The organism is Flavihumibacter stibioxidans (genome assembly GCF_014332695.1).
GTDB lineage: Bacteria > Bacteroidota > Bacteroidia > Chitinophagales > Chitinophagaceae > Flavihumibacter > Flavihumibacter stibioxidans.
Genome location: NZ_MBUA01000012.1, coordinates 189527 through 215926, shown reverse-complemented (window position 1 = coordinate 215926; position 26400 = coordinate 189527). Strand labels below are relative to the sequence as shown.

The window sequence follows — 26400 nt, the reverse complement described above, 5'->3', positions numbered from 1 at the left end:
CTTTCCACCCGGTCAAAAACCGGTTACTCACATCGGGTCCCCTACCTCCCCTTAACAATTTGGTAACCTTCCCGTAACATTGGCTTTACGTTGTGGTAACATTGGCCTGATAATTTTGCGCCATGTTCAGAAATCTCCTTATAGCGATTTTATTGATGCCACTCGGCCTGGTAGCGCAACGCACCATCAAGTGGCAGGGCATGAAACTGAATGAGCTTGATAAACAGGGACGCAAGCAGGGAGAATGGCTGTTTTTTGACAAAAAAGGCAACGCGCTGATGCATTGCCAGTTCAGAAACGATAAAGTGATCAGTCCCCGGGTGTTTTTCAATAATGGAGATACCGTTCTGGTCCGGCTGGAACCGAATGACAGCCTGGAGCATTTTATTTATTATTATAAGGGCCAGCAGGTTAGTGGCGCTTTTGTAAATTCCGGTGACCAGTTCCGGATTGAACTTGACCATATTCCGCAAGGGTTTACCCGTGAGGATATTGCCGAACTCAAGCGCTGGTACGCAGTAAAAATTGAACCCGTTTACATGTTCGGAATGCAGCCGCTGGTGGATTATTTCAGTGCTGCCTATTATAAAGCCAATACCATTCCCAACTGGAATCATAACTTTGTGGTGACCATCGATGCATCGGGCAGGGTGACGAATGTGGAATGGGAGAAAAAAGATGAGCTGTGGACAGATAACGTGGAGCGTGAAGTGTTCGGGATGTTCTACAATATGGGACGCTGGCAGCCATTCTTTGATACCTGGCAGACAAAAGAAATTAAACTGACGATGTCATTGGGGGCTGATTTGCATACAATCACCGCAAGATGACCATATTCACGAAAATTATCAACGGCGAAATCCCTTCCTACAAGATCGCCGAAAACAACAAATTCTACGCTTTTCTGGATGTTTACCCCATGGTTCATGGCCATGTGCTGGTCGTGCCCAAAATTGAGGTGGATAAATTTTACGAGATCCCCGACGATTACCTTTCAGAAATCCTGGTATTTGCCAGGCCCATTGCAGCAGCCATTGAAAAAGCATTTCCCTGCAAGCGTGTAGGCTCTGCCGTTATAGGCCTGGAAGTGCCACATGCCCACCTGCACCTGGTGCCCCTGCAGGAAACCGATGACCTGAATTTTACCCGGGGCAAAATGAAGGTGGATGCGGAAGAGCTGAAAGCCGCACAGGACAAGATCCTGGCATTCCTTTAATAAGGCATTACGGGAATTATCCGCGCCTGGTTCACCCGTCTGGTTCACCCGTCGGGTGCCACCCGACGGGTGAAATTTCGTCGGAAGCCACCCGACGGGTGGAACTACATCAGCATAAGCGCAGCCATCGTTTCTATTCCTTCCCACAGGAAACTGATCTGCACATTTTCATTTTCAGCATGCTGGTTGTTGTCGTAGTTCACTACAGGAACGGTGACCACTTTTGCACCGAGTATCGTTTCAAACATGTACAAGGGCAGACTGCCGCCGGCCGATGGTAGCAGCACTACCTTATCAGTGGTAGTGGATTGCACTGCCTTCACTACCTGCCTGGCAATGGGGAGATTCATCGGTGTGCGTTGTGCGTTATAACCTGTCCCATCACTTACCCTGATCAGTTTAGGATAGGTTGCTCTTTCTGCATCTGTTGGCTCGTGATCCAGTATATGATATCCTTTTGAACGGATGTGATCCGTCAGCTTTTTTACCTGCCGTTCGGCATCATTGCCCAGTACCAGTCTCAGGTCCAGTACGGCCTCCGCTTTGGCGGGAATAATATTGCTGGCCATGGCGCCAACATTGGCACTGGCAATTCCATTTATGTTGAGGGTGGGTTGGTTCAGTAATTCGAGAAAGGGTAGTCCGCCGCCTTCAGGTTCCACTATTCCCAGTTCTTTTTTCAGGGTTTGCTCAATGTCGGGAATATTGGCAAGGGCTTCTTTTTCCAGCACGGTCAGCGGAATGACATCATCATAAAAGCCATTGATTAAAACCCGGCCACTGGCGTCTTTCATGCCTGCCAGTAACTCCACCAGCATCCTTGCCGGGTTGGGCGCCCAGTTGCCATAATTTCCGCTGTGGAGGGGGCGTTTGGGGCCATAAACAGTAAGGCTGACATTCACATCGCCCCTAACCCCAAATACGACGGATTTTTTTCCCGATACATGTCGGGGTCCATCAGATATGATCCAGCAATCGGCTTTGAGTTCCTGTGTATGTTCTTCGAAAATTTCATCCAGGTGGGTGGAACCCTCTTCTTCCTCGCCCTCAAAAAGGAAGATTAGGTTGTGTTTCAGTTTGGTCTTGTTTTTTACCAGTGCCTCATAAGCATTGAGGATGGTCATCACGCCGGCTTTATCATCGGCACTTCCCCGGCCACTTAGTCGCCAGTTTGGCTGGATAGGTTGCCCCGGCCGGTAATCTGAAATGATTTTGCCTCCATTCTCTATGGCAGCCGTCAGGAATACCGGTTTAAATGGCTCCAGTCCGGGTGCCCATTGTTTTGGATTCACCGGCTGGCCGTCATAGTGGGCATAGAATCCGATTGTCTGGGTAGCTCCGGGAACCGTCACTTTCCCCATCACTGCCTTGTTCACTCCGGGTGTGCGGCCACCCAGCAGCTTCACTTCAATGCCCCTCGATTCCATCATACCTTTGATAAAATCAATATTCCGGCGGATATTGACGGTATCGCTGGTAACATTTGGTATTGCAAGGAATTCAAGATATTCGGCCATGATCTTTTGTTCATTGGCCTGGCGGTAATTACGCACCTGCCCAATGGTTTGCTGGGCCTGGATCTGAATGGTAAGACAGGTCGCGGTGACCAGCAGCAATGGGGAACGTAGTTTCATTTGATGTTGTTTAAAAATCATTGATTTTTGATGCGATGGCTGTTCTGGCGAAGAAAATCTTCCCAGCCTTTGGCCTTGCCTGCAGCGTTTGTTGGTACCAGTGAGTTGGTCTGGTAATAGTGGCAGATGGCAACAGCCAGGGCGTCTGATGCATCAAGATAGTCGGGGGTGCCTTTAATGGACAGTATCCTTTGTAACATACTCCAGACCTGGTCTTTGTCGGCATTTCCATTTCCGGTTATGGATTGCTTCACTTTTTTGGGGGAATACTCGCATACCTCCAGTCCGGCCTGAATGGCTGCAGCAATAGCAACACCCTGGGCTCTTCCCAGTTTCAGCATACTCTGCACATTCTTCCCAAAAAAGGGCGCTTCGATGGCAAAGGTGGTTGGCCGGAATTCAATGATCAATTCGGTTACCTTCCGATGGATCAGTTCAAGCCGCGTGTGCTGGTCTTTTTTAGGGTTGAGCTTAAGTACATTCATCTCCAGTAATGACAGTTGCTGGCCGGTTACTGAAACGAGTCCATAGCCCATTACGATGGTGCCGGGGTCAATGCCGAGAATTATTTTGGAGCTTTTTTGCGACAAGAAGTTATTTTTAACGGGGATGTCAGACAGCAAAAATATCAAAATCTTCCTCAACTACTGGTTGGGCCCCTTAATATTCATCTGGCTCTCCTGGTCCATATACCAACAAATCAAACAACAGCCTGATCTGCCTGATGCCTGGCTGCACATCAGGCAGTCTCTGCAGGGCAATAATGCCTGGAAATTCACTGTGGCTGTCCTGCTTATGGTGGTAAACTGGGGACTGGAAGCACTTAAATGGCGCGAACTGTTGCTGCCATTACATCGTATATCCGGATGGCAGGCTCTTAAGGCAATCCTTGCCGGAGTGGCATTTGCAGTCAATACGCCCAACCGGATCGGCGAATACGGCGGGCGTGTACTCTACCTGCCGGAAGGCAAAAGGTTGCAGGCGGTTTCCCTGACCCTGGTAGGCAGCTTCAGCCAGCTGCTGGTTACTTTATGGCTGGGTACTATCGGCCTTTGGTTGTTTTATCTCGGATATATGGGACTAAACCTTCCGGAATACTGGCAGTCCAACCTGTTATGGATAAGATTGTTATGTCTCTTGCTTACAATCATCTGCTTATTGTTGATGTTAATTTACCTTCGTATAAGCTGGTGGGTAAGACTGTTGGAAAAATTACCCGGAGTGGAGAAATGGGGTAAAGCCTTATTGGTGATCGACCACCTGCCGGTTAGAATTTTGTTAAGAGTGTTTGGATGGTCATTGATGAGGTATGGAGTATTTGTGATTCAGTATATCTTACTGCTGCAATGTTTTGAGGTGACGGGATCGCTGTGGGTGGCTGGTTGGATGGTTGCAATACAGTTCCTGGTGCTGGCAATTATTCCCACTATCGCATTGGCTGAATTAGGAATCAGGGGTAAGCTGGCATTGGAGTTGTTTGGATGGATAAGCGCTAACCAGTTGGGGGTCATCACAGCAACGGTTTCCATCTGGCTGGTCAACCTGATCGTACCGGCAATTGCGGGAAGTTTGCTGATTATAAGGGTAAGGGTATTCGGGTCGCGAAGGCCGAAAGAAAATTGAAGAAATGAGAAAATTTTTAATAGCCACCGTACTTTCTTTACTGGTCTCATACCGGCTTGATGCGGGTAATGAGTTCTGCGGCATTCGGAATGTTGCTTTCCAGAATGGAGAGTCCGTTACATTCAAAGTGTTTTATACCCTGGCCGGAATGTATATCGGGGCCGGGGAGGCAAACTTCCTGGTTAACCTTACCAAACTGAATGGCAATACCGTTTACCATGTGGTAGGGGATGGTAAGACCTATAGTTTTTATGACAGTTTTTTTAAGGTGCGCGACCGGTATGAATCATATATCGACACCGGGTCATTGCAGCCTTACCGCTTTATCAGGAATGTGTACGAAGGCGGTTATACCAAGTTCCAGACAGTGAATTTTGACCATGCCGCGAACAAAGCCATATCAAATGACGGGGTGTTCAATGTACCCAATTGCGTTCAGGATGTGATCAGTTCCATCTACTATGCCCGCAATATTGATTTCAATAAATACAAGGTGGGTGATAAGATCCCTTTCTCCATGTTTCTCGATAACGAAACCTATAACCTCTATATCCGCTACCTGGGTAAGGAAACGATCAAGACAAAATACGGCAAGTTCCGCGCCATCAAGTTCAAACCCCTGCTCGTAAAGGGAACCATCTTTGAAGGCGGCGAGAAAATGGTGGTTTGGGTAAGTGATGACGGTAATAAAATTCCGCTGCGCGTGGAAAGCCCAATCAGTGTGGGCAGCATAAAAGTGGATATGATGAGTTACCGGAATTTACGTTACCCGTTGTCGAGCCTGATAGGGGTGAGGTAAACGGTGAATGGTGAATGGTGAATGGGGGTTAGAGTTCGTTTAGTTGGAGGATTTTACTACTGCGGATACCCTTTTCCGTTAGCTCAAGTTCACAGCATTCGTTTCTGGGGTCATGTTCAAAGAAAAGTATATAATTGTTTTGCTGTGCTTCACTGAGAAATGATTTCTTTTCGTGAAGTGTTGTCAGCGGGAACATGTCATAGGCCATTACATAAGGCAGGGGAATATGTGCGGTGGAGGGCAGCAGGTCGGCCATGAAAACAATTGTCCGGCCTTTGTATTCTACCTGGGGCAGCATCATGGAATGGGTGTGGCCATTGACAAACCTCAGGCTGATACCATCGCTGAAAACCGCGGTTGGCAGGTGGGGATGAAATGCATCCTGGTCCGATCCCGGCAGTTTAACCGGCAGCGGTGTGGGAATAAACTGCAACTGTCCGCTTTCCTTTATGGGAAGGATGTTTTCTTTCAGGAAGGAAGCTTTTTCCCTGTCATTCGGATGGACGGCCCAGTTCCAGTGGCCCTCATTACTCCAGTAAACAGCGTTTTTAAATGCCGGCACCAGTTTGTCTCCCTGCCGGATAATGCTGCCGCCGCAATGGTCAAAATGCAGGTGGGTCAGGAGCACATCGGTGATGTCATCGCGGTGAAACCCATGCGCAGCCAGTGATTTATCCAGTGTATCGTCTCCATGCAGGTAATAGTGTCCCATGAATTTGGCATCCTGCTTATCGCCCATGCCATTGTCAATAAGTATCAGGCGCTTGCCGTCTTCAATCAGCAGGCATCGCATGGACCAGCTGCAAAGATTGTTCTCGTCAGCAGGGTTCAGTTTATTCCAGATGGATTTGGGAACCACGCCGAACATGGCGCCGCCATCCAGCTTGAAATTTCCGGTATTAATGGTGTAGAGTTTCATGGTGCCTGTCGTAAACTTTTTTCGTGTAGATCAATGCCAGCAATCCCAGTACAAAAAATGTTCCGAGCGCCACGATGGAATTGCGCATGCTGCCTGTTAATTCTTCCAGGTATCCGAAGGTAAAGATTCCGATTACAATGGCCACTTTTTCAGTTACATCATAGAAGCTGAAAAAAGAGGTCGTGTCCTGGGTTTCAGGTAAGAGTTTTGAATAGGTGCTGCGGCTCATGCTCTGGATACCGCCCATTACCAGCCCGACAAAGCAGGCCAGGATATAGAACTCTGTCTGGGTTTGCACATAATAACCTGCTATACAGATCCCGATCCAGATACATACACAAAGGATCAGTACCCAGAGGTTTCCGATCCGCTTTGATAATCGGCTTAAACCGAGGGCACCCAATACAGCTACCAGCTGGATCAGGATGATGGTGACCAGCAGTTTGGGTTCATCATCAGGATGGGGGAAAATCTCCTTTTTGCCAAAACCGGCAGCCACCAGCATCACGGTTTGAACACCCATGCTGTACAGGAAAAATGAGAGCAGGAATTTTCGGAGAACTTTCATCTCTTTCAACTGGTTCCATACGAGTTGAAGCTCGTGAAACCCGTTCACGAGTACATGTTTTTTGGATTTTCTTTCCTGCCGGCTGCTGAGGGGCATCACGCGCAGGGTGAACTGTGCAAAGCCGAACCACCAGATGCCTACCAGGAGGAAGGATATTCTTGCACCAATGGTTTTATCAGTTTCATCCAGTCCGAACAGTCCGGGTTTAAGTATGATGATAAAACAGATGATCTGCAGCAATACACTTCCGATATATCCCAGTGCAAAACCTTTCGCGCTGACCCTGTCCTGGTCTTCGGGAGCTGCAATATCCGGCAGGTAGGAATTGTAGAAAACCAGGCTGGCCCAGTAGCCCAGCGCTGCAATGGAAAAAAGTATGATGCCCAGTTCAATACGCTGCGGTGTAAAAAAGAATAAGCCGACACAGGCGGCGGAGCCCATCAGGCTGAACCATCGCAGGTAAACTTTTTTATTGCGGCGGTAGTCGGCGATGGAGGATAATATCGGTGAACTGAATGCCACAATGATAAAGACAATGGAAAGGGCATAGTCCATCAATGCGGTATTCACGAATTCACGACCGAAAAATTTTACTGTATGGTCATCGGTGCCGCTGTCATTGGCGACGGTGGTGATGCCAACATAGTACGCGGGAAAAATGGTGGAAGTGATGACCAGGTTATAGGCACTGTTCGCCCAGTCGTACATGGCCCAGCCGTTGATGACTTTTTTGGGTGCAGTCTGCATGCAGGTTGATGGTTTGTAGGTCGTGGTTTGTGGATTAACCCCACTCAATTATGAATTACCCCTGTCCACAGCAATATAAGCAGAATTATTCCTGCAACAATCCTGTAGTAGCCGAACCAGCGGAATCCATGTTTTTGCAGGAAACCTATAAAGAACCTGATGGCCAGCAGGGCCACCACAAATGCAACGATATTACCTACCACAAATGCGGTGATATTTTCGGATGAACTGAGCAGGAGCTCATATCCTTTTTGTAGCCCACCGGTGCCGTTCTCCCAGTCTTTTAGTACCAGCGAATATCCGGTGGCAGCTGCCATGGTCGGAACTGCCAGGAAGAAGGAAAATTCTGCCGCTACATTCCTGGAAAGTTTTTGCTGCATGCCGCCAATAATGGATGCTGCACTGCGGCTTACACCCGGAATCATGGCCAGGCACTGCCAGGCCCCAATGATAATGGCCCGGCTGAAGCTGATCTCTTTTTCTTCGTGTATAGCAGGGTGTTGAAAGGCGCGATCAATATAGAGCAGGATGAAACCACCCAGCAACAATGTGATGGCAACGGTCAGCGGACTTTCCAGTAATGCATCGATCTGGTCCGAAAACAGGAATCCCAGCAGCAGGGCGGGAATAACCGCAAGGCCCAGTTTGATGTAAAAGGCCATGCTTTTGAAATCGATGAATTTTTTCCAGTAAAGTACCACCACGGCCATGATGGCCCCCAACTGGATGGCAACTTCGAAGAGTTTGGTAAACTCTTCCTTATGGATACCCAGTAATGAACTTGCCACAATCATGTGCCCGGTAGAGGAAACAGGCAGAAATTCAGTCAGGCCCTCCACGATGGCAATAATGACGGCTTCGAATATGCTCATATGGTTGGGGTCAGGCTTTCGGCTTCTTGAAAATGGCTACCACTTCCAGTGCCAGGCCGGCCAGGATTAAGAGGGGAGCGATGGTGATCCTGGTAGTGCTGTATATCTCCTTCTGGTCAAATACACCGGCATCGCTGCTCTTGCCTCCAGACATCAGTAACATCCCAATCGCAATAACTGCCACCCCGGCAACCATCCAGATATAATTTTCTTTTCCGAAAAGGCTCTCGGAAGTATGCGAAACAGTTTTGGCTTCTTTCTTGGACATGAAAAAAATTTAAAAATCAAATGTATACAATTTCAACTCTCACCCTTCAGCCCAGCCTAATAAAGGTCATCCAGCTTCATCTTCAGGTATTTAACAACGCTTCTGTGCGTACTCAGCAGGGAAATCAAAATGCCCAGTAAAATGATGCCTGCGCCCAGGAGTACGAGCCAGGTGATGTCCCGCATGGCTTTCAGTTCGGGTAATTGCTGTTCAGAGAATATGATCAGTGCAAATATGCCGGCCAGCGCAATCACCCCGCTGATGGCCCCGTTAATGATGGCCCTGACGTCCATGGGTTTGGCAATAAAGCCCCTGGTAGCCCCTACCATCTGCATGGTTTTGATCAGGAAACGGTTGGAGAACATGGCCAGGCGTATGGTATTGTCGATCAGAATGATCACCACAATACACAGTACGATCGCAACAATCAGCAGGATCATGCTTATTTTCTGAACATTCTTATTAAGGTTGTCGATGAGCGCCCTGGGATATTGTACATCATTCACACCGATATTCTGTTCCAGGTCGGCTGCAATGGCTGTTAATGAATCGATGTGCACATATTGGTTGCGGAGCTTGAAATCAATACTGGCAGGAAGCGGATTGGCATCCATGATGTTCTTCCAGTCATCATTGCCATCAGCGATGAATTTCTTGCGGGCATCTTCCTTGGTGACATAGGTATATTCCTTCACATAGGGTTTATTGGCAATATACTGAACCAGGGCCACGCTGTCTTTGGGGGTGATGTTTTCACGCAGGTAAACCCTGACTTCCACATTTTCCTTGAAATACTGACCCAGTTTATTGGCGTTGATCACAATCCAGCCAAGGAGTCCCAGGATGAAAAGCACCAGTGAAACGCCCAGGATGGACATGAAATAGGAGGGCTGGGAACGTTTGGCGGATGATTTTCCGATTTGCGTCATGTTTACAGATTTCAGTGGGTTAGTACTGTGACAATAGTGACAAAAATAGCGGTTTTACCGGTTCTGTTTGTATTTTTGTGACCCACTAAACGATCGCAACCGGTAGTATTATTGCAGGTTTGGGAACGGGTACACCATTTTTAAGTTCACTTTCACATTTTCCGCAGGGAAGTCCCGATCCAGTCAGGCCAGAACATTTTTTGCCGTGAAGCTTTCAATAGTCGGGTTTCATTCAATTTATTTAATCAGCAGAGAATAATGGAGTACAGTTTCAGGCAGATAGAACAGAAATGGCAGCAGCAGTGGAAAACAACCAATGCTTACAAGGTTTTCAACGATTCCACCAGGCCCAAATGTTATGTACTTGATATGTTTCCCTACCCCAGTGGTGCGGGACTGCATGTGGGCCATCCCCTGGGTTATATCGCCAGTGATATTTACAGCCGTTATAAAAGACTGAAAGGATATAATGTACTTCACCCCATGGGCTACGATGCTTTCGGCCTGCCGGCGGAGCAATACGCCATCGAACATGGTGTCCATCCTGCCATCAGCACCGATCAGAATATCAATAATTTTCGCAAGCAGCTCGATAATATCGGTTTCTGTTTTGACTGGGACCGCGAAGTACGGACCTGTGAGCCGGGTTACTATAAATGGACCCAGTGGATATTTCTTCAGTTATTCAATTCCTTCTTCAACCGGCATAACGGCAAGGCTGAACCGATTTCTGCGCTGGTGGCAGCCTTTGAAACGGAGGGGAATATAAATCATGATTGTCCGGGTAATGCAAGGCTCAGGTTCTCCGCCGCCGACTGGGCGGGCTTTACTGAGAAACATCGCCAGGAAATCCTGATGGATTATCGGCTGGCCTATTGCGGATACGGTGAGGTGAACTGGTGCGAAGCACTTGGAACCGTACTTGCCAATGATGAGGTGGTAAATGGTGTAAGCGAACGGGGTGGTCACCTGGTGATAAAGAAAAGGCTTCGCCAATGGTACCTGCGCATTACCGAATATGCCGATCGCCTGCTGGAAGGTTTGGAGCGCATAGAGTTCAGCGATGCGATGAAGGAAATGCAGACCAACTGGATTGGCAAGAGTTTCGGCGCTGAAATTGATTTTGCTGTAAAAAGTGAACAGGGGGCTCTTAATAAGTTAAGGGTATATACCACCCGGCCGGATACGATCTTTGGGGTGGATTTTATGGTGGTGGCACCTGAACTGGATATCGTCGAATGCCTGAAATCTTCGGGGCAGGCGGCTGCAGTGGATGAATACCTGGACTATGTAAAAAGCCGTAGTGAGCGCGAGCGCATGGCTGAAAAAAAGATTAGCGGCGTGTTTACGGGGGCCTATGCACTTAACCCTTTTGATGGCCGCGAAATTCCCATCTGGATCTCTGAATATGTACTGGCAGGTTATGGAACAGGCGCCATTATGGCTGTTCCCTGCGGCGATGAGCGCGACCATAAGTTTGCCGAACATTTCAATATTCCCATCACCAATATCATTGGTTCCCTGTATAATGGGGTGGAAGCCAATCCAACCAAGGACGCATTGCTGGAAAACAGCGGCTTTCTGAATGGCGTGCCCATGAGGGATGCCATCGAGATCGTGATCGGTAAAATTGAAGCCATGGGAATCGGTCACCGGAAGGTGAATTTCAGGATGCGGGACGCGGCGTTTAGCCGTCAGCGTTATTGGGGCGAACCTTTCCCCATTCAGTGGAAAGATGGTGTGGCCGTACCCCTGGAGGAATCAGCCCTGCCGCTGGAACTGCCGCATGTGGACAGTTACAGGCCCGGGCCAGAAGGTGAGGGCCCGCTTGCCAATATTCCCGAGTGGGTTGCCCGTGAGCTGGAAACCAATACCATGCCGGGTTATGCAGGGTCATCCTGGTACTTCCTCCGGTATATGGACCCGCACAATGATAAGTCCTTCTGTGACCGTAAAGTGAGTGATTACTGGGGACAGGTGGACCTGTACATTGGCGGAACGGAGCATGCCGTGGGTCACCTGCTCTACAGCCGCATGTGGACCAAAGCATTATATGACCTGGGCCATATCGGTTTTGATGAGCCCTATAAAAAGCTGGTGAACCAGGGAATGATCCAGGGCAGCAGCCGCTTTGTGTACAGGTTGCATGGAACACATACCTATATTTCAAAAGGATTGCTAGACCGGGAGGACAGCTACCAGGGCAAACAGGTCGATAAGCTCCATGTGGACGTAAATATTGTTGACGGATACGAACTGGATACCAACGAATTCAAAACCTGGAAACCTGATTTCGCCGACGCAGAGTTCATCCTGGAAGACGGTAAATATATCTGCGGCAGTGAGGTGGAGAAAATGTCCAAATCAAAGTTCAACACCGTGAATCCTGACCTTATTGTGGAGAAATTCGGTGCCGATACCTTCAGGATGTATGAAATGTTCCTCGGACCGGTGGAGATCAGCAAACCCTGGGATACCAAGGGAATTGAAGGGGTTCACCGCTTCCTGAAAAAACTGTGGAGGCTCTTCGCAGATGAGGAAAAAGGGTTGTTGGTTACCAATGAAACTCCCACTGCAGCCGAACTGAAAGTGCTGCACAAGACCATTCGTAAAATTGAAGAAGACACCGAACGGTTTTCATTCAATACGGCGGTGAGTTCCTTTATGATCTGTGTAAATGAATTGCACGACCTGAAATGCCGCAAGAAATCAGTGCTGGAACAGTTGCTTGTGTTGCTGACGCCCTATGCCCCCCATCTCTGCGAGGAGTTGTGGCAACAGATTGGTAACGAAGGCAGCGTGCTGGATGCAGGTTTTCCAAAATTTGAAGAACAATATGTACGGGAATCATCCAAAGCCTACCCGGTAGCTATCAATGGTAAGACCCGCACAGAAATAACCATCACACTGGATGCCGACCAGCAACAGGTGGAAGCAATCATTATGGCCGATCCCGCGGTGGTAAAATGGCTGGAAGGTAAATCGCCCAAAAAAGTGATCTACGTTAAAAACAAGATGATCAATGTGGTCATCTGATCGCGTTTTCCCTGCTGAACCGGTCTGTAAATAATTTACCCGTCGGGTGGCACCCGTCGGGTAAATTATTTTACTCAACTTTTTTGGGATCCACAATTCGGATCATGGCGCTGCTTTGCTCATTGGCAAAGAGGCGGGCTTCATACCGTTTGTTTCCAACAATGGCCACCATGTAGGAAGTATTGGGTGGTATGCTTCCGAGGTTTTCCGCCACCATTACCAGTTCGTTGTCTGCTGCCAGGTCGGCTGCATTCAGGGTAACCGTATAAGGTTGGTCGGTGAGGCGAATATTTTTAAACAGGAGCTGACCGTTCAGGAACAGAGCGATGGAATCACCATCCACCTGAGCATTGTCGTAAAACCGCAGTTCGATGGTTTTTGCAGTGATAGGGATCACTGTCTGCAAAACGTTTTTGCGGCTGGTGAATTTCCTGGCAATGATATCAGGTGCCGGAGCTGCTGGCCGGGATGCTGCGGGTGGCGGGAGCGTGGCAGTTACCACAGGGGGTGAAACAGTTTCTGAAGGTCCGCCAACGGAAGCGGATTCCAGTGGCTTTTCAACCGGGATCTTTGCCGTGATGCCGAACTGGCTGATGCTGTCGATCAGCTGCGGATCATTGGCACCTACGAAATAATTGTCAATGATAAAGTCCCATTCATCGCGGAACACCGGGTTTGCCATTTTCTCCAGGTGTACGGTACCGTTGCTGCGGGCTTTGTTATCGCGTTCGGTACTGGTGCCGTCGAGGTACATTTCGTCGGCGCCCGGACAGTTAAAGTCAGCTACCATCATTTGTGCCGAAGGGTCAGAGCCGATCTGCAATGGCCCGCGTTTGCCTTGCTCTTCCAGCAGCATTTCATCCCACCAGATCACCGAATTTGTTTCCGGGTCAAAATGTCCTTTGATGCTGTATCTTTTGTACCTGGTTTTGTTCTGGTAATAATAGGCTACTCCCACCAGTTCATCACCCGACTTCACGATCTTTACTTCAGCCTGGCTGCCTTTGATCTTGCCGCGCCAGACACCGGTAATGGTTTGGGCACCCGCAAAAAGCGTGGAAAATAAAAAAGAGAGCAATAGAAAAGGCCGGAACAACTGAGAGCCACTGCGTTTATTCATTTGTATTGGTTTCAACGCTAAGCTAACGTGTACCGGCCGTAAGTAGTATAAAAGGAAAGCTAAAATCCTTTTTTCTCGCCGATCGTCTTCAGCATTTCCTTCACAGCGGTTTCGATCTGTGGGTCCTTGCCATTCAGGAAATCCTCATAGGAAAGGGGAACACGGATGTCAGGCTCCAGCTGCAGGTTCTCCGTGGGGCGGTTTTCCTTGCCGATGGTGGCAATCATCGGAATGCCAAACACGATGGTGGGATCGATCTGCTGTTCCCACCACACCGCCGTACCTGTACCCGGAACCGGCATGCCAATCAGTTTGCCTACTCCGTTCTGCTTGTAGATATAGGGAAAAATAAATGCGTCGCTGTAATTGCTTTCACTCATTACCACGCAGCTTGGCTTGGTCCAGCGGCCTACCGGTTCAGCGTCTTTGAGGCGGTTGCCCTGGGGCGCGAAATCGAGATAGCGCTTTCCGCTCAGAAACTGGTAGAGGTCATCGTGCAACCATCCCCCACCGTTGAATCGGGTATCTACAATCAATGCTTCCTTGTCGTAGTTTTTGCCCATTACGGCATCGTAAGTGCTGCGGAAACTGCCGTCGTTCATACCCTGTACATGCACATAGCCAACTTTGCCACCACTCAGTTTGTTCACCATTTCGTCCATCTTCTTCACCCAGCGTTTGTACATCAGGCCGCTTTCTTCCTGGAATGAAATGGGTTTAACTGTTTCCTCCCAACGCTTGCCTGTTACGGGATCGAGCAGGCTCAGCAAAGTGTTTTTACCTTCCTTACGGTTCAGGAAAACAGACCAGTCATTTTTTTCCGTGATGGCTTCGCCATCGATCTTTTCAATGATCACCCCGGTTTTTATTTTGCTGGATGACTTGTCGAGCGGGCCACCTGCAATTACTTCGGTAATCTTCAGTCCGTTTCCGGTGATGGCTTCATCATACAGCAAACCGAGTGCGGCAGTTGCATCGGGATTCTGCATCTGCGGACTATAACGTCCACCAGTATGCGAAGCATTCAGTTCTCCCAGCAATTCGCTCAGCAGTTCCTGGTAATCGTAGTTGTTGCTGATGTGTGGAAGGAAGCGGGCATAATCAGCTTTCAGTCCCTTCCAGTCGATACCATGAATATTAGGGTCATAGAATTTTTTCTGCACCTGGCGCCAGGCATGGTCGTAAATGTATTCGCGTTCCTTTTCAGCATTCAGGACCATCTCGCCATTGATGGCGATGGGACTCACTTTACCCGCTTCGTCCACCTTCACCAGCGATCCGCGGTTGGTTACGAAAATACTTTTGCCATCCTTGCTGAGGCGGATGCCACTGGGAGTGCCACCAAGTTTGGCGAGTATCTTTGTTTCACGTGTCCGGGGTTCGGTTACCCACAGGTCATATCCTTTTTCAAATGATGCCAGGTAATAGATTTTGCTGCCATCATTGTTCACTGCAAAGTCGGCTATGGAGGAAGAATTGATGGTCAGGCGGGCCACCCTGTTTTCCAGGTCCTCCGTCAGGGGCTTCCATTCCGGTGTTGCAGAAGCTGTTGCTGAAGGCGTGTTTGTCTTTTTGCCATTTTTGCCGGCATCGTTAACCGAAATCTTTGTTTCTTTCTCTTTTTCTGCCTTTTCCTTGTCTTCCTTTTCTTTCAGCAGTGAATATTCCTCCTTACTGAGTTTGAATTTGTCAAAGAGTTCCTGGTCGAGAAAGCCGGCGTAGATATCAACTTCGCGGCTGCCCTGCAATGCTAGTGATTTACGTCCCTCCCTGGCGCTGGTCCAGGTAATCACCTTTCCATCCATGGCCCATTTCAGGTTTCCCTGACCGAAGCCGCTTTTCAGTGGGTGCATGATTCCATTGCTGCCATCGGCTTTGATCATGGCCATGTTGCCGCTGAACATATTGCCATCCGCATCGTCTGAAATGATCCATTTCCCATCGGGACTCCAGTTGAAATCCCAGTCGCCATCGGCATAGGAATAATTCCGTCCGGCAGGCAACACAGTGCGGGTCTGTTTGGAACTGGTATTGTAAACCTTCAGCACATTCCTTTCGGCCACATAGGCGATCTCCTTGCCGTCGGGTGAAAACTTAGGCTGGTATTCTTCCTCTTTGGTTGCGATCAGCGGCTCTTCGGTGATCACCGTCGAAGCGTAGAAATAGGGCTCTTCCTTTCGGGAGATGGTCGCCCGGTAAATATCCCAGTTGTCGTTGCGTTCAGCAGCATACAGGAGGCTGCGGCCATCAGGGCTCCACTGCACCATCCGTTCCTGCTGCGGGGTGTTGGTAATACGTTTTGTTTGCGTGCCTTCCACACTGGTCACGAAGATTTCACCGCGTGTTACAAAAGCGATCTCCTTTCCATTGGGCGATAACTCGAACTGGGTCACATTGCCGTTGATAGAAACGTTTTTGGTAACCCCGGCACGGCCGTCGTTGAAGATCTGTACGTTCAACTTCTGTGGCTGGCCACCTTCCTTTAGCGTATATACTTCGCCGTCATAAGTGAAACAGAGTGTATTGTCCCTGCTGATACTGAGGTGGCGAACAGGGTGGCGGGCAAGTGTGGTCAGTTGCTGTTCAGCCATCCTGTTGCGTACCGGAGCCTTGAAAATATTCTGGGCACCGTTTTTTTCACTCAGGTAGTAAACGAATTCGTCATCGTGGCTGAACACCGGTTCGCGATCCTCGCCTTCATAACCACTGATCTTGCGGAAGCTGTTCGAAGCGGTTTCCATTACCCAGATATCGCGGGTTACGGAAGAGTTATGGTGCTTTCGCCAGGCGTCTTCATAGCCCTTGCGATCCTGGAAGACGATCTGGGTACCCTTGCTGTTATAATGGGCATTCTCCATACCGGCCGAGCTGATCAGTATATTACGGCCACCCTCAACCGAAACGGAATACAGGTTCATAAAGAGGCGGGGGCTGTAAAACCTGATATTTTTTTCAGGTATGTTCCGGGCGCTGCCGAAGATTACCTGCTGGTTATCCGGTGAGAAGTCATAAGGGAAATCCGGTGCGCTGTGATGGGTCAGCCTGGTGGGGGTGCCTCCGGTGGCGGGCATGCTGAAAACATCAAAGTTGCCATGCCGGTCGGATGCGAAGGCAATGGTTTTTCCGTCGCGGCTCCAAACGGGCATCATATCATGTGCTTCGTGGATGGTGAGCGGTACAGCTATGCCTCCGCCGGCGTCTACCCGGTAGATATCTCCCTTGTAACCAAATGCGATGGTTTTTCCATCGGGACTGATGGCCGGATACCGCATCCAAAGCGGGTTATCCTGGGCCAGTGCCTGGCTGATGGAACCGGCCAGCAGCAGGGTGGTAAAGAGCAATTTCATATATCAACTGTTTAGGTACTTTAAAGTTAAGGGTGGACTTGTGAAAGGACCTGTGAAATGTGATGAAAAATATGGGCAAAGGATGGCTGGTTCAAGCTTTCGGCACTTAACGCCCATTGCTAACCAACTCTACTTCCAGGAAATGTGTATCGGGTACAATCGGCATCTTCATAATAAGCTGGAACAAAAGTCCGGCGGCCGCGAGTCCCAATTCATAGCCGGAGGTCCTGACAAAAGCGATGGGAAAAGGCACATAGAGAGGGAGTTGCCCGTCACTGATCGCCACCAGGTGAAGGTCCTCCGGAATACGGATGCCGAGTTCATAAACCGCCTGGATGATGCCGGAAAGGATTTCATCACTCATGGCAAAAATGGCATCGGGGCGGTTTTCACTGTTCCAGCATTCGATCAGTTTCTGCTTTGCTGATTCCGGTGTATCGGTATATACAATATCGGAATCATCTATGTGGCGTCCATGGGATTCCATCGTCTTCCGGAAACCCTGCAGCCTGTCCTCGGTAATGGACATCCTGGAATCGGCAAAAAATCCGGTTACCTTTTTGCTGCCGGGATGATCAGACAATAATTTTTCAATAGCCAGGGAGGCAGCCTGAAATCCCGGCATCACCACCTTATGGGCATGGGTGCCCGGAATTATTTTATCAAAAAATACAATAGGAATGCCTGCTGCCATCAGTTCCTGGAAATGTTCAATATCGTGGCTTTGGCGGGAAAGGGATACCAGGATGCCATCCACCCCCATATTGGCGCAGATCTCAGCATTTTCTATTTCCCTGTCAATGCTGTCGTTTGAATGCAAAATCAGCAGGTTATAACCTTTTTCATGGGTGGCTTCCTCCACAGCCCGGATTACCGATGGAAAAAAGAAAGGTGCGATTTCGGGAATGATCAAGCCGATCGTATGGCTGCTGCCCCGGCGGAGGTTGATTGCCATATGATTGGGTTTATACCCCATTTTATCGGCCAGCTGGCGGATCGTTTCCTTTAACTGTACGCTTACATCAGGGTGGTCACGCAGGGCACGGGACACTGTGGAAGGGTTGATGTTTAATCTTTTAGCTATATCCTTTATCGTAGTTCTTGCCACAAAAAATTTCTTAATTGGTAAAAAAATGTAAATTGAGTCTAATATGTATTTTTTACACAACAAACGGTTGCGCAACCGTTTGCCGGACAAAAGGTAAAAAACAAAAGCTAAAAAGCTGGAATTTGACTTTCGTTTCAGGCAGGTTGGCATTTGTACCAGCCTGTTGAGAGCAGCGTTTAAGGACCAGCAACTGCCTTTCAAAAGGCAGTTGCAATTTTTTGATGTATTGTAAGGGGTGGATAGAATATGAAATATTAACTCGTTTTTATAAACCGTCACGAAAACCAAAAACCAAAACTTAAAAACTATGACTGTTGCTTTGCCACGTTGGGTAAGGGGATTGTACGTCCTGTTACTCACTCTATTTCTCGGCTCAGCCATCCAGGCTCAGGACCGGGTGATCTCCGGAAAAATTACCGACTCAAAAGATGGAACACCAATGGTGGGTGCCACTGTTACTGTGAAAGGTTCCACCAGGGGCGTTTCTACAGGTGCGGATGGAACATTCCGTTTACCTGGGGTTCCGGCAAGTGCCACCAGGATTGTGGTCACATCTGTCGGCTATGCCACCCAGGAAATTGATATTTCCAACAAGAGTGAAGTTGAAGTAGCCCTCGCTGCAACCAATGCCGCCCTGAACGAAGTGGTGGTAGTGGGTTATGGTACTGTAAGGAAAAAAGATGTTACCGGATCTGTTGCCACAGTGAAGGAAAAGGATTTCAACAAAGGTGTGATGACTGCACCGGATCAACTGATCCAGGGTAAGGTGGCCGGCGTTCAGATGCTGAACAACAGCGGCCAGCCCGGTGGTGCCACTACCGTTCGTATCCGCGGAAATGCTTCGGTACGTGCCGGAAACCAGCCACTGTATGTGGTAGATGGTGTTCCTCTTGATAACAACAATGCCCGTGCCGGTGCCAGTGGTATCGGATTGGGAACTTCTCCCGGCGCCAACCCGCTGAACTTCATCAACCCCAATGACATTGCCTCTATGGATGTGCTGAAAGACGCGTCAGCTACCGCCATTTATGGTTCCCGCGGTTCCAATGGTGTGGTTATTATTACCACCAAACGTGGCCAGAGTGGGGATCCCCAGATTACCTTCAATAATTCAGTAGGGGTTAGTAATATCCTCAAAAAACTGGAAGTATTGAATGCGCAGGAATACAAATCTGCCCTTACCCAGTATGGCCTTCCCGGTGGTGATTTCGGCGATGACGTTGATGCCATGGATGCCATCACCCAAACCGGTTTTATCCAGAATTACAATATGTCAATTTCCGGAGGTAACGACCGTGGTCGTTACCGGGTATCAGCTGGTTTACTCGACCAGGATGGTATCATTCAGAAAACTAATTTCAAAAAGTATTCAGGTAATATCAGTGCAGGTTACAAGTTTCTGGAGAATAAGAGACTGGGACTGGATTTCAACCTCCTGACCTCCCACAACGTGGAGCAATTGGCACCCGTTACCAATGACGCTGGTTTCCAGGGCAACCTGGTTGGACAGGCCCTGCTGTGGAATCCTACCCGTGCCATGAGAAATGCAGATGGAACCCCATTTGTGGAAGCAGGTTCCACCACGGTTAACCCGTTAGCGATGCTGGATGCCTATAATGACTTTTCAAATCTTACCAACGTACTGGGAAGTATCTCTCCTTCTTACAAGTTTACCAATGACCTCGAGTTCCGCATGTTGTACAGCGTGCGTTATGCCAGCGGTAACCGCAGGCAGGAAATCAAGGACTGGATCAATATCAACGATATCACTGGAAGAGGTGTGGCCGCTGTTGGAAACAACCAGTTGCTGACCACCCAGTGGACAAATACCCTGAGCTATAACAAGCGCATCAATGATAATTTAAACATCAGCGCCCTCGCTGGTTACGAGTTCATGAAATTCCAGAACAGGGGTACCTTCCTGTCTGCACAGGATTTTGATGAATTTGGCCTGAACTACTATGATTACCTGCAGTATTCTACCAACAGCAGCCGGAATATATTTTCCTTCAGCGATCCGGTAACTGAACTGCAGTCTTATTTTGGCCGTGCCACAGTTAATATGTACGACAAGTACCTGCTGACTGCCACCTTCCGTGCAGACGGTTCCAGTAAATTCGGTGAAAACAATAAATATGGTTATTTCCCTTCTTTTGCTGCAGCCTGGAATATCAGTAATGAAAACTTCCTGAAAGGCAGTAGCCTGATCAGTAACCTGAAACTTCGTGCAGGCTGGGGTATTACCGGTAACCAGGAATTCCCCGCTGGTGCTTCCCTTACCCGTTATCGCTTTACCGGCACCGGTTCAACTGCCCGTACCAATTTTGCGCGCAGCGACCTGAAGTGGGAAAAGTCAACCACTGCCAACGTAGGTCTTGATTTCGGCTTATTTGATGATCGTGTGTATGGTTCTGTAGATTATTTCCACAAGGACACAGAAGATTTCCTGTTCGAACAATCCATTGCCCAGCCTGGTCCAACCGGAAAATACTGGATCAACCTGCCGGGTAATATCATCAATAAGGGTGTGGAAATTGCCCTGAATGGTGCCATCCTTCGTAAAAAGGACCTGAACTGGAACCTTGGCGTGGTGGCTACTTTCCAGCAGAATGAACTCACTAATTTTGGTGCCCAGATCATTGAAACAGGTTCCATCAGCGGACAGGGTGTATCTGGTACAACCAGCCAGCGCCTGGCCAACAACAGGCCTCTGAACGAATTCTATCTGAAAGAGTTTCTCGGATTGGATAAGACCACTGGTCAGAGCATCATCGGAAATGATGAAACACCAATTTATGCTGGTAGTCCCAACCCCAATATCGTTCTGGGTATCAGTACAGACCTGAATTACAAAAAATGGTCTTTCTTCATCAATTTCAACGGTGCATTCGGTCACATGATTTATAACAACACTGCCACCAGCGTACTTCCGATCGGTAACCTCGGTACCAGGAATATTGCGAAGAACCTCATAGGCGGTGATATCCAGGAAAGCCGTTCCAATCCGGTGGCTGCCTCAACCCGTTACCTCGAGAAAGGCGATTATATGAAGCTGGCCAATCTTACCCTGAACTATAACCTGGGTAAAATTGGAAACACTTTCAGGAATGTGAATATTTCCTTCACTGGACAGAACCTGCTGATTTTCACCAATTATTCTGGTTTTGATCCTGAAGTGAACACGGATAAGTCTATTGATGGTGTGCCTTCTTTTGGAATTGAGTACACTCCTTATCCATCAGCCAGAACCTTCATGCTCGGATTGAACTTTACTTTATAATGGAAAAAGCTGCAATATGAAACTTAAAAATATTTTGCTATTAACAACGATTTCTTCCACCATGCTCTTCTCCTGCTCCAAGCTGGAGGAAGAATTCGATGACAGCCTTAGCGCTGTAGAAGAAGAATCCATTGACCCTCAGTCAATTCTCCAGGGTGCATACAACGCCCTCAATACCCCCTTCCAGGACCAGAGTCGTTTCTGGGCTGCCCAGGAACACACTTCTGATGCGGCCCTCGGTCCAACCCGCGGTGGAGACTGGGATGATAACGGGGTGTGGCGCGTGCTGCACAACCACAAGTGGAATGCAGACCATGCCTTCCTTCGGGATACCTATCGCGAACTGCTGCAGGCGCAGTATTTTGCCACCAACGTACTTCAGTTGAATTCCTCTTCTGCCCAGCAGAAAGCGGAAGCCCGTTTTCTCCGCGCGCTCGCCATGTATTGTACGCTCGACGGCTGGGACCAGGTACCATTCAGGGAAGGTGACAATTTCAATGATGTAACCCTCCTGCCTGAAACCAAAAAAGGAGCTGAATGTGCAGACTTCCTGGTAAGTGAGCTGGATAAGGCCATACCTGACCTGCCTTCTTCTCCTATCGTCAAAGGAAACAAGGACGCGGCCAGGGCGCTTAAGATGAAGATCCTGATCAATAAGGGCGCATATGCCAACCGCCAGACACCGACATTCGACAATGCAGATATGGCGAAGGTGATTTCCCTGGCAGATGAGATCATCAACTCAGGTAAATACCAGTTGCAGGAAAATTATTTCGAAAACTTCGCACCCAATAACAGCACAATTTCCAAAGAGATCATTTATGCTCTGGAAAATACACCGGGTGTAAGGGGTGGTAACGTGCGTTCCCGCTGGTTTGCGCAACTGCACTACAACCAGAATCCCAGTGGATGGAATGGTTTTGCCACACTTTCCGACTTCTATGATAAGTTTGATGCCGCTGATAAGCGTCGTGAACAATCCTATCCCGGTATCACATCCGTTGGTGGGGTAAAAGTTGGCTTCCTTGTCGGACAGCAGTATGACCAGAATGGCAATGCACTGAAAGACCGTACCGGCGCACCACTTTCTTTTACCCGTGAAGTAAAACTTACGGAAACAGGTACCAACCTGGAAGTTACCGGTATCAGGGTTATCAAGTATCCGATTGACTATGTAAGCGGAGACCAGTCAAACAACGAATACGTGATCTTCCGTTATGCAGATGTATTGCTGATGAAAGCTGAAGCATTGCTTCGCTCCGGAAATGAACCTGCAGCGCGCGCAATCGTAAATGATATCAGGGCCAAGCGTGGTGTTGCTGCATTCGGTACCCTGAACGTGGATAACCTGCTGGATGAAAGGGGACGTGAACTGTACTGGGAAGGATGGCGTCGTAATGACCTGATCCGTTTTGGAAAATTCCTTCAGCCCTGGCAGGAAAAGCCAACAGATGATCCGAAATATCTCCTGTTTGCGATTCCGAACGAGCAGTTGGCTGTAAACCCCAACCTCACTCAGAATCCGGGCTATTAATATTTTTTGTTCCATAAAAATAAACGAGGTCATTTGAAAGAATGACCTCGTTTTGTTTGTAGATTGAATGCCGTATGCGTTGTGTTTGTACCTTTTTTATTATTGCGGTTTTGTTCGGGTCCTGCCAGCAGAAACCCGATGTGCCCCGGATGTTCGAACCCGTTACCAACTCCGGTATCAGCTTTGTCAATAAAGTCAGCAATACGACCGATTTCAACATATTCAGCTACAGGAATTTTTATAACGGCGGGGGTGTTGCCATTGGGGATATCAATAACGACGGACTTGCTGATGTTTTTTTTACCGCCAATATGGGCGCCAATAAACTGTACCTCAACAAAGGGAACTGGAAGTTTGAAGACATTTCCGAACAGGCAGGTATAACCGAAAAAGACAAATGGAGCACCGGGGTCGTGATGGTGGATATCAATAACGACGGCTGGCTTGATATATATGTGTGCAATGCCGGCTACCAGAAAGGGATGCGGCAGGAAAATGCACTGTTCATCAACCAGAAAAACGGTCGCTTCAGGGATGCTGCAAAGGAGTACGGACTGGCAAACGATGGTTACACCACCCAGGCTGCTTTTTTTGACTATGACCTCGACGGCGACCTTGACTGTTATATCCTCAATAACAGTTTTATCCCTGTAAATACCCTGAACTATTCCAACAAGCGCAACCTGCGTGCGAAAGACTGGCCTGTAGCAGATTTTCTGAAAGGTGGCGGATCCTACCTCCTGAGGAATGACAACGGGCGATTTACGGATGTCAGTGAAGAAGCCGGTATCTATGGCAGCCTTATCAGTTTTGGGCTGGGCATTACCGTTGGGGACGTGAATGGTGACCATTACCCGGATATTTATGTGTCCAATGATTTTTTTGAGCGTGACTACCTCTATATCAACAACCGTAAAGGAGGCTTTACTGAGGAACTCGAAAACTGGATGCAGCACATCAGCCATTCTTCCATGGGAGCCGATATGGCTGATATCAATAACGATGGTTACCCGGATATTTTCGTCACTGAAATGCTGCCTGATGATGAGGTGCGGCTTAAAACAACTACCTCGTTCGAACATATGGATGTACAGCGGTTGAAAGAACGGTCAGGATTCTACCACCAGTTCATGCAAAATACTTTACAGGTTAATAACCAGAACGGAAAGTTCATTGAGACCGCATTTTACAGCGGGGTGGCTGCTTCTGACTGGAGTTGGGGCGGACTGATTTTTGATGCAGATAATGATGGCCGGAGTGATCTGTATGTCAGCAATGGAATTTACAATGACGTGACCGACCAGGATTTCATTGATTTTTTTGCCAATGATATCATCCAGAATATGGTGCTTACCGGCCAGAAAGAGGATATCGAAGGAATCATCAATAAAATGCCGTCGCGCCCCATCCCAAATAAGATGTACCAAAATAAGGGTGATCTTCAATTCGGCGAGGTGGCAGAACAGTGGGGGCTTAGCCTGCCGAGCTTTTCAAACGGATCTGCTTATGGCGACCTCGACAATGACGGCGACCTTGACCTGGTTGTTAACAATATGAATGAAGAGGCTTTTGTGTTCAGGAATAATGCAGAAAGCCTGGCGAAGAATAATTATATCGCCATTCGCTTACAGGGTGACAGCCTCAATCCGTTTGCCATAGGAAGCACGGCCAGGGCTTATCAGGGCAATAAAATTATGACGAGGGAATTGTTCCCTTCCCGCGGCTTTCAATCCTCTGTTGATTACAAAATAACAATTGGGGTTGGCACCGCGCAGGTTGACTCCCTGGAAATCACCTGGCCCGACCGTACCAGGACCCTGGTGAAAAATCCCGCGATAAACCAGCTGCTTACCATTGAAAAAAATACCGCCGGTCAATTATTGCCCTTACCACATCCCCTTTCAAAAACATTGCTGACTGTAGCAAGGAACAAAGATTTCCATTCCCACCTGGAAGATGATTACGTTGATTTTTACAATGAAAGAAATATCCCATTCATGCTGTCAAGGGAAGGCCCGAAAGCAACGGTAGCTGATGTAAATGCAGATGGCAGGGAGGACGTTTATATTGGTGGCGCCAGTGGCCAGACCGGGAAACTCTATATCCAGGGGAAGAATGGATTCCGGGCGGTCACCATTTCCGGTTCAGAAAATTTCATAGAGACCGAAGAAACTGCTGTTCGTTTTTTTGATGCGGATGGTGACAGGGATATGGATCTTTACATCGGCGCAGGTGGCAACAACCGGGCGCCCAACAGTAAGGAACTGCAGCATCGGCTATACATCAATAACGGCAGCGGAGGTTTTACGCTGAAAGAAAATGCATTCCCCTCCAACAGTATGAATATATCAGTGGCCATTCCCCATGATGTGGATGGCGATGGTGATGAGGATCTTTTTGTTGGCAGCCGTTCCATCCCTTACCAGTATGGCATTACACCAAACAGTTATCTTTTTATCAATGACGGAAGGGGGACTTTTTCTGACCAGGCTTCCTCATGGAATCCTTCCCTTAAAACTGCCGGAATGATCACGGGCGCAGCCTGGGCGGATATCAACAAAGATGGTCGCAAGGACCTGGTGCTGGCGGGTGACTGGATGGCGCCCACTGTATATGCAGTTAAAAACGGCAGGATGGAATTGTTGAAAACCGGCATGGAAGAACTCAGCGGCTGGTGGCAATCCCTTTCTGTTTCGGATCTTGACAATGATGGTGATGATGATCTGGTGCTCGGAAATATTGGCCGTAATTTTTACCTGCGTCCGGATTCATCACACCCCGTCAGGCTATGGATCAGTGATTTTGATCTCAACGGTGTTAAGGATAAAGTGTTTACCAGGACCATTGATGGCAGGGATATGCCGGTATTCCTGAAACGGGAACTGACCGATCAGATACCTTCCCTGAAAAAACAGAACCTGCGCCATGAGCAGTATGCCACTAAATCAATCCAGGATCTGTTTGAAGCTGAGCTCATCCAGAAAGCCGAACTGAAAAATTTCAATTTCAGCCAGACCATTATTGCCATCAATGATGGGAAAGGCAGGTTTTCTGTTAAGCCCCTGCCTTACCAGGTGCAGCTCTCCTCTGTTAACGCCATCAGTACGCGGGATATTAACGGAGATGGATTTGCAGACCTGGTGATGGGAGGGAATAGCCATGCTTTACTTCCGCAGTTTTGCCGGCTTGATGGCAGTTATGGTGAGGTGTTGCTGAATGACGGCAAGGGCGGGTTTAAATGGATTTATCCGCATGCTTCCGGCCTTCAGGAAGATGGGGTGATAAAAGACATCGTTCCAATTCGCGTTGGGTCCACGCCATCCCTTTTGTTATTAAAGAATAATGCCAGTCCGGTCCTGGTAAAATATGGACCCGGTTTGGATAAATAGAATCTCCTGCT

General features: G+C 48.5%; 18 protein-coding genes. 8 read left to right on the top strand and 10 right to left on the bottom strand.

The features are described from left to right. Positions 1-122: 122 nt before the first annotated feature. Together BC349_RS08030 and BC349_RS08025 are read left to right on the top strand one after the other, a co-directional pair. A complete protein-coding gene (locus BC349_RS08030; RefSeq protein WP_187256236.1) occupies positions 123-830 on the top strand; it encodes a hypothetical protein in 708 nt (235 codons plus the stop codon). Further along, a complete protein-coding gene (locus tag BC349_RS08025) occupies positions 827-1216 on the top strand; it encodes an HIT family protein (protein ID WP_187256235.1) in 390 nt (129 codons plus the stop codon). Before BC349_RS08030 ends, BC349_RS08025 begins: the two co-directional genes overlap by 4 nt. 104 nt (positions 1217-1320) lie before the next feature. Here BC349_RS08025 and BC349_RS08020 read toward each other — a convergent pair whose 3' ends face one another. Together BC349_RS08020 and ruvC are read right to left on the bottom strand one after the other, a co-directional pair. Further along, positions 1321-2850 carry a M20/M25/M40 family metallo-hydrolase gene (locus tag BC349_RS08020; RefSeq protein ID WP_187256234.1) on the bottom strand — a complete coding sequence of 510 codons (1530 nt, stop codon included), beginning with the start codon at positions 2848-2850 and terminating at the stop codon, positions 1321-1323. A 17-nt stretch (positions 2851-2867) separates the two neighbouring features. Beyond that, entirely contained in the window at positions 2868-3440 is a 573-nt protein-coding gene (gene ruvC / locus BC349_RS08015) for a crossover junction endodeoxyribonuclease RuvC (RefSeq protein ID WP_187256233.1), read from the bottom strand. Positions 3441-3459: 19 nt separating this feature from the next. On the opposite strand from ruvC, the gene BC349_RS08010 reads away from it, so the two are divergent. Both BC349_RS08010 and BC349_RS08005 read left to right on the top strand, forming a co-directional pair. Continuing rightward, positions 3460-4473, top strand: a complete 1014-nt coding sequence (locus BC349_RS08010) for a lysylphosphatidylglycerol synthase transmembrane domain-containing protein (protein WP_187256232.1) — start codon at positions 3460-3462, stop codon at positions 4471-4473. A 4-nt stretch (positions 4474-4477) separates the two neighbouring features. Beyond that, positions 4478-5272, top strand: a complete 795-nt coding sequence (locus BC349_RS08005; RefSeq protein WP_187256231.1) for a DUF3108 domain-containing protein — start codon at positions 4478-4480, stop codon at positions 5270-5272. Positions 5273-5300: 28 nt separating this feature from the next. Here BC349_RS08005 and BC349_RS08000 read toward each other — a convergent pair whose 3' ends face one another. Genes BC349_RS08000 through BC349_RS07980 form a run of 5 tightly spaced genes read right to left on the bottom strand, consistent with a single transcriptional unit; the run spans position 5301 to position 9575 of the window. Next, a complete protein-coding gene (locus BC349_RS08000; protein WP_187256230.1) occupies positions 5301-6191 on the bottom strand; it encodes an MBL fold metallo-hydrolase in 891 nt (296 codons plus the stop codon). After that, positions 6172-7506 (bottom strand): MFS transporter, encoded by a 1335-nt coding sequence (locus BC349_RS07995; RefSeq protein ID WP_187256229.1) that lies wholly within the window; start codon positions 7504-7506, stop codon positions 6172-6174. Before BC349_RS07995 ends, BC349_RS08000 begins: the two co-directional genes overlap by 20 nt. Positions 7507-7550: 44 nt before the next feature. Then, a complete protein-coding gene (locus BC349_RS07990; RefSeq protein ID WP_187256228.1) occupies positions 7551-8378 on the bottom strand; it encodes an undecaprenyl-diphosphate phosphatase in 828 nt (275 codons plus the stop codon). Between the two features lie 10 nt (positions 8379-8388). Next, positions 8389-8646: a DUF3098 domain-containing protein gene (locus tag BC349_RS07985; protein WP_187256227.1), complete on the bottom strand. Its 258-nt coding sequence runs from the start codon at positions 8644-8646 to the stop codon at positions 8389-8391. Positions 8647-8702: 56 nt separating this feature from the next. Further along, the gene (locus BC349_RS07980) at positions 8703-9575 is read right to left on the bottom strand and encodes a cell division protein FtsX (protein WP_187256226.1); all 873 of its coding nucleotides are present in this window, start codon (positions 9573-9575) and stop codon (positions 8703-8705) included. A 258-nt stretch (positions 9576-9833) separates the two neighbouring features. On the opposite strand from BC349_RS07980, the gene leuS reads away from it, so the two are divergent. Then, complete coding sequence (gene leuS, locus BC349_RS07975; protein ID WP_187256225.1) at positions 9834-12611, top strand: leucine--tRNA ligase; 2778 nt, start codon at positions 9834-9836, stop codon at positions 12609-12611. Positions 12612-12681: 70 nt separating this feature from the next. Here the strand turns inward: leuS and BC349_RS07970 are convergent, their stop codons facing one another. The 3 genes from BC349_RS07970 to BC349_RS07960 all read right to left on the bottom strand — a co-directional run bounded on the left by BC349_RS07970 (position 12682) and on the right by BC349_RS07960 (position 18186). After that, positions 12682-13731 (bottom strand): hypothetical protein, encoded by a 1050-nt coding sequence (locus BC349_RS07970; RefSeq protein WP_187256224.1) that lies wholly within the window; start codon positions 13729-13731, stop codon positions 12682-12684. Positions 13732-13790: 59 nt separating this feature from the next. Further along, entirely contained in the window at positions 13791-17078 is a 3288-nt protein-coding gene (locus tag BC349_RS07965; RefSeq protein WP_187256223.1) for a S41 family peptidase, read from the bottom strand. 106 nt (positions 17079-17184) lie between these two features. Beyond that, positions 17185-18186: a substrate-binding domain-containing protein gene (locus BC349_RS07960; protein ID WP_187256222.1), complete on the bottom strand. Its 1002-nt coding sequence runs from the start codon at positions 18184-18186 to the stop codon at positions 17185-17187. A 307-nt stretch (positions 18187-18493) separates the two neighbouring features. Between BC349_RS07960 and BC349_RS07955 the strand changes: the two genes are divergently transcribed. The 3 genes from BC349_RS07955 to BC349_RS07945 all read left to right on the top strand — a co-directional run bounded on the left by BC349_RS07955 (position 18494) and on the right by BC349_RS07945 (position 26389). Next, a complete protein-coding gene (locus tag BC349_RS07955; RefSeq protein WP_187256221.1) occupies positions 18494-21466 on the top strand; it encodes a SusC/RagA family TonB-linked outer membrane protein in 2973 nt (990 codons plus the stop codon). 16 nt (positions 21467-21482) lie between these two features. Further along, positions 21483-23000, top strand: a complete 1518-nt coding sequence (locus BC349_RS07950; RefSeq protein ID WP_187256220.1) for a RagB/SusD family nutrient uptake outer membrane protein — start codon at positions 21483-21485, stop codon at positions 22998-23000. Positions 23001-23074: 74 nt separating this feature from the next. Next, entirely contained in the window at positions 23075-26389 is a 3315-nt protein-coding gene (locus tag BC349_RS07945; RefSeq protein ID WP_246456857.1) for a VCBS repeat-containing protein, read from the top strand. Positions 26390-26400: the final 11 nt, after the last annotated feature.

Coding starts and splice junctions, on each gene's coding strand:
- BC349_RS08025 (WP_187256235.1), top strand. CDS start 827: ATGACCATATTCACGAAAATTATCAACGGCGAAATCCCTTCCTACAAG.
- BC349_RS07965 (WP_187256223.1), bottom strand. CDS start 17,078: ATGAAATTGCTCTTTACCACCCTGCTGCTGGCCGGTTCCATCAGCCAG.
- leuS (WP_187256225.1), top strand. CDS start 9,834: ATGGAGTACAGTTTCAGGCAGATAGAACAGAAATGGCAGCAGCAGTGG.
- BC349_RS07985 (WP_187256227.1), bottom strand. CDS start 8,646: ATGTCCAAGAAAGAAGCCAAAACTGTTTCGCATACTTCCGAGAGCCTT.
- BC349_RS08005 (WP_187256231.1), top strand. CDS start 4,478: ATGAGAAAATTTTTAATAGCCACCGTACTTTCTTTACTGGTCTCATAC.
- BC349_RS08010 (WP_187256232.1), top strand. CDS start 3,460: ATGTCAGACAGCAAAAATATCAAAATCTTCCTCAACTACTGGTTGGGC.
- BC349_RS07995 (WP_187256229.1), bottom strand. CDS start 7,506: ATGCAGACTGCACCCAAAAAAGTCATCAACGGCTGGGCCATGTACGAC.
- BC349_RS08020 (WP_187256234.1), bottom strand. CDS start 2,850: ATGAAACTACGTTCCCCATTGCTGCTGGTCACCGCGACCTGTCTTACC.
- BC349_RS07945 (WP_246456857.1), top strand. CDS start 23,075: ATGCGTTGTGTTTGTACCTTTTTTATTATTGCGGTTTTGTTCGGGTCC.
- BC349_RS07950 (WP_187256220.1), top strand. CDS start 21,483: ATGAAACTTAAAAATATTTTGCTATTAACAACGATTTCTTCCACCATG.
- BC349_RS08030 (WP_187256236.1), top strand. CDS start 123: ATGTTCAGAAATCTCCTTATAGCGATTTTATTGATGCCACTCGGCCTG.
- BC349_RS07980 (WP_187256226.1), bottom strand. CDS start 9,575: ATGACGCAAATCGGAAAATCATCCGCCAAACGTTCCCAGCCCTCCTAT.
- BC349_RS07955 (WP_187256221.1), top strand. CDS start 18,494: ATGACTGTTGCTTTGCCACGTTGGGTAAGGGGATTGTACGTCCTGTTA.
- BC349_RS08000 (WP_187256230.1), bottom strand. CDS start 6,191: ATGAAACTCTACACCATTAATACCGGAAATTTCAAGCTGGATGGCGGC.
- BC349_RS07990 (WP_187256228.1), bottom strand. CDS start 8,378: ATGAGCATATTCGAAGCCGTCATTATTGCCATCGTGGAGGGCCTGACT.
- BC349_RS07970 (WP_187256224.1), bottom strand. CDS start 13,731: ATGAATAAACGCAGTGGCTCTCAGTTGTTCCGGCCTTTTCTATTGCTC.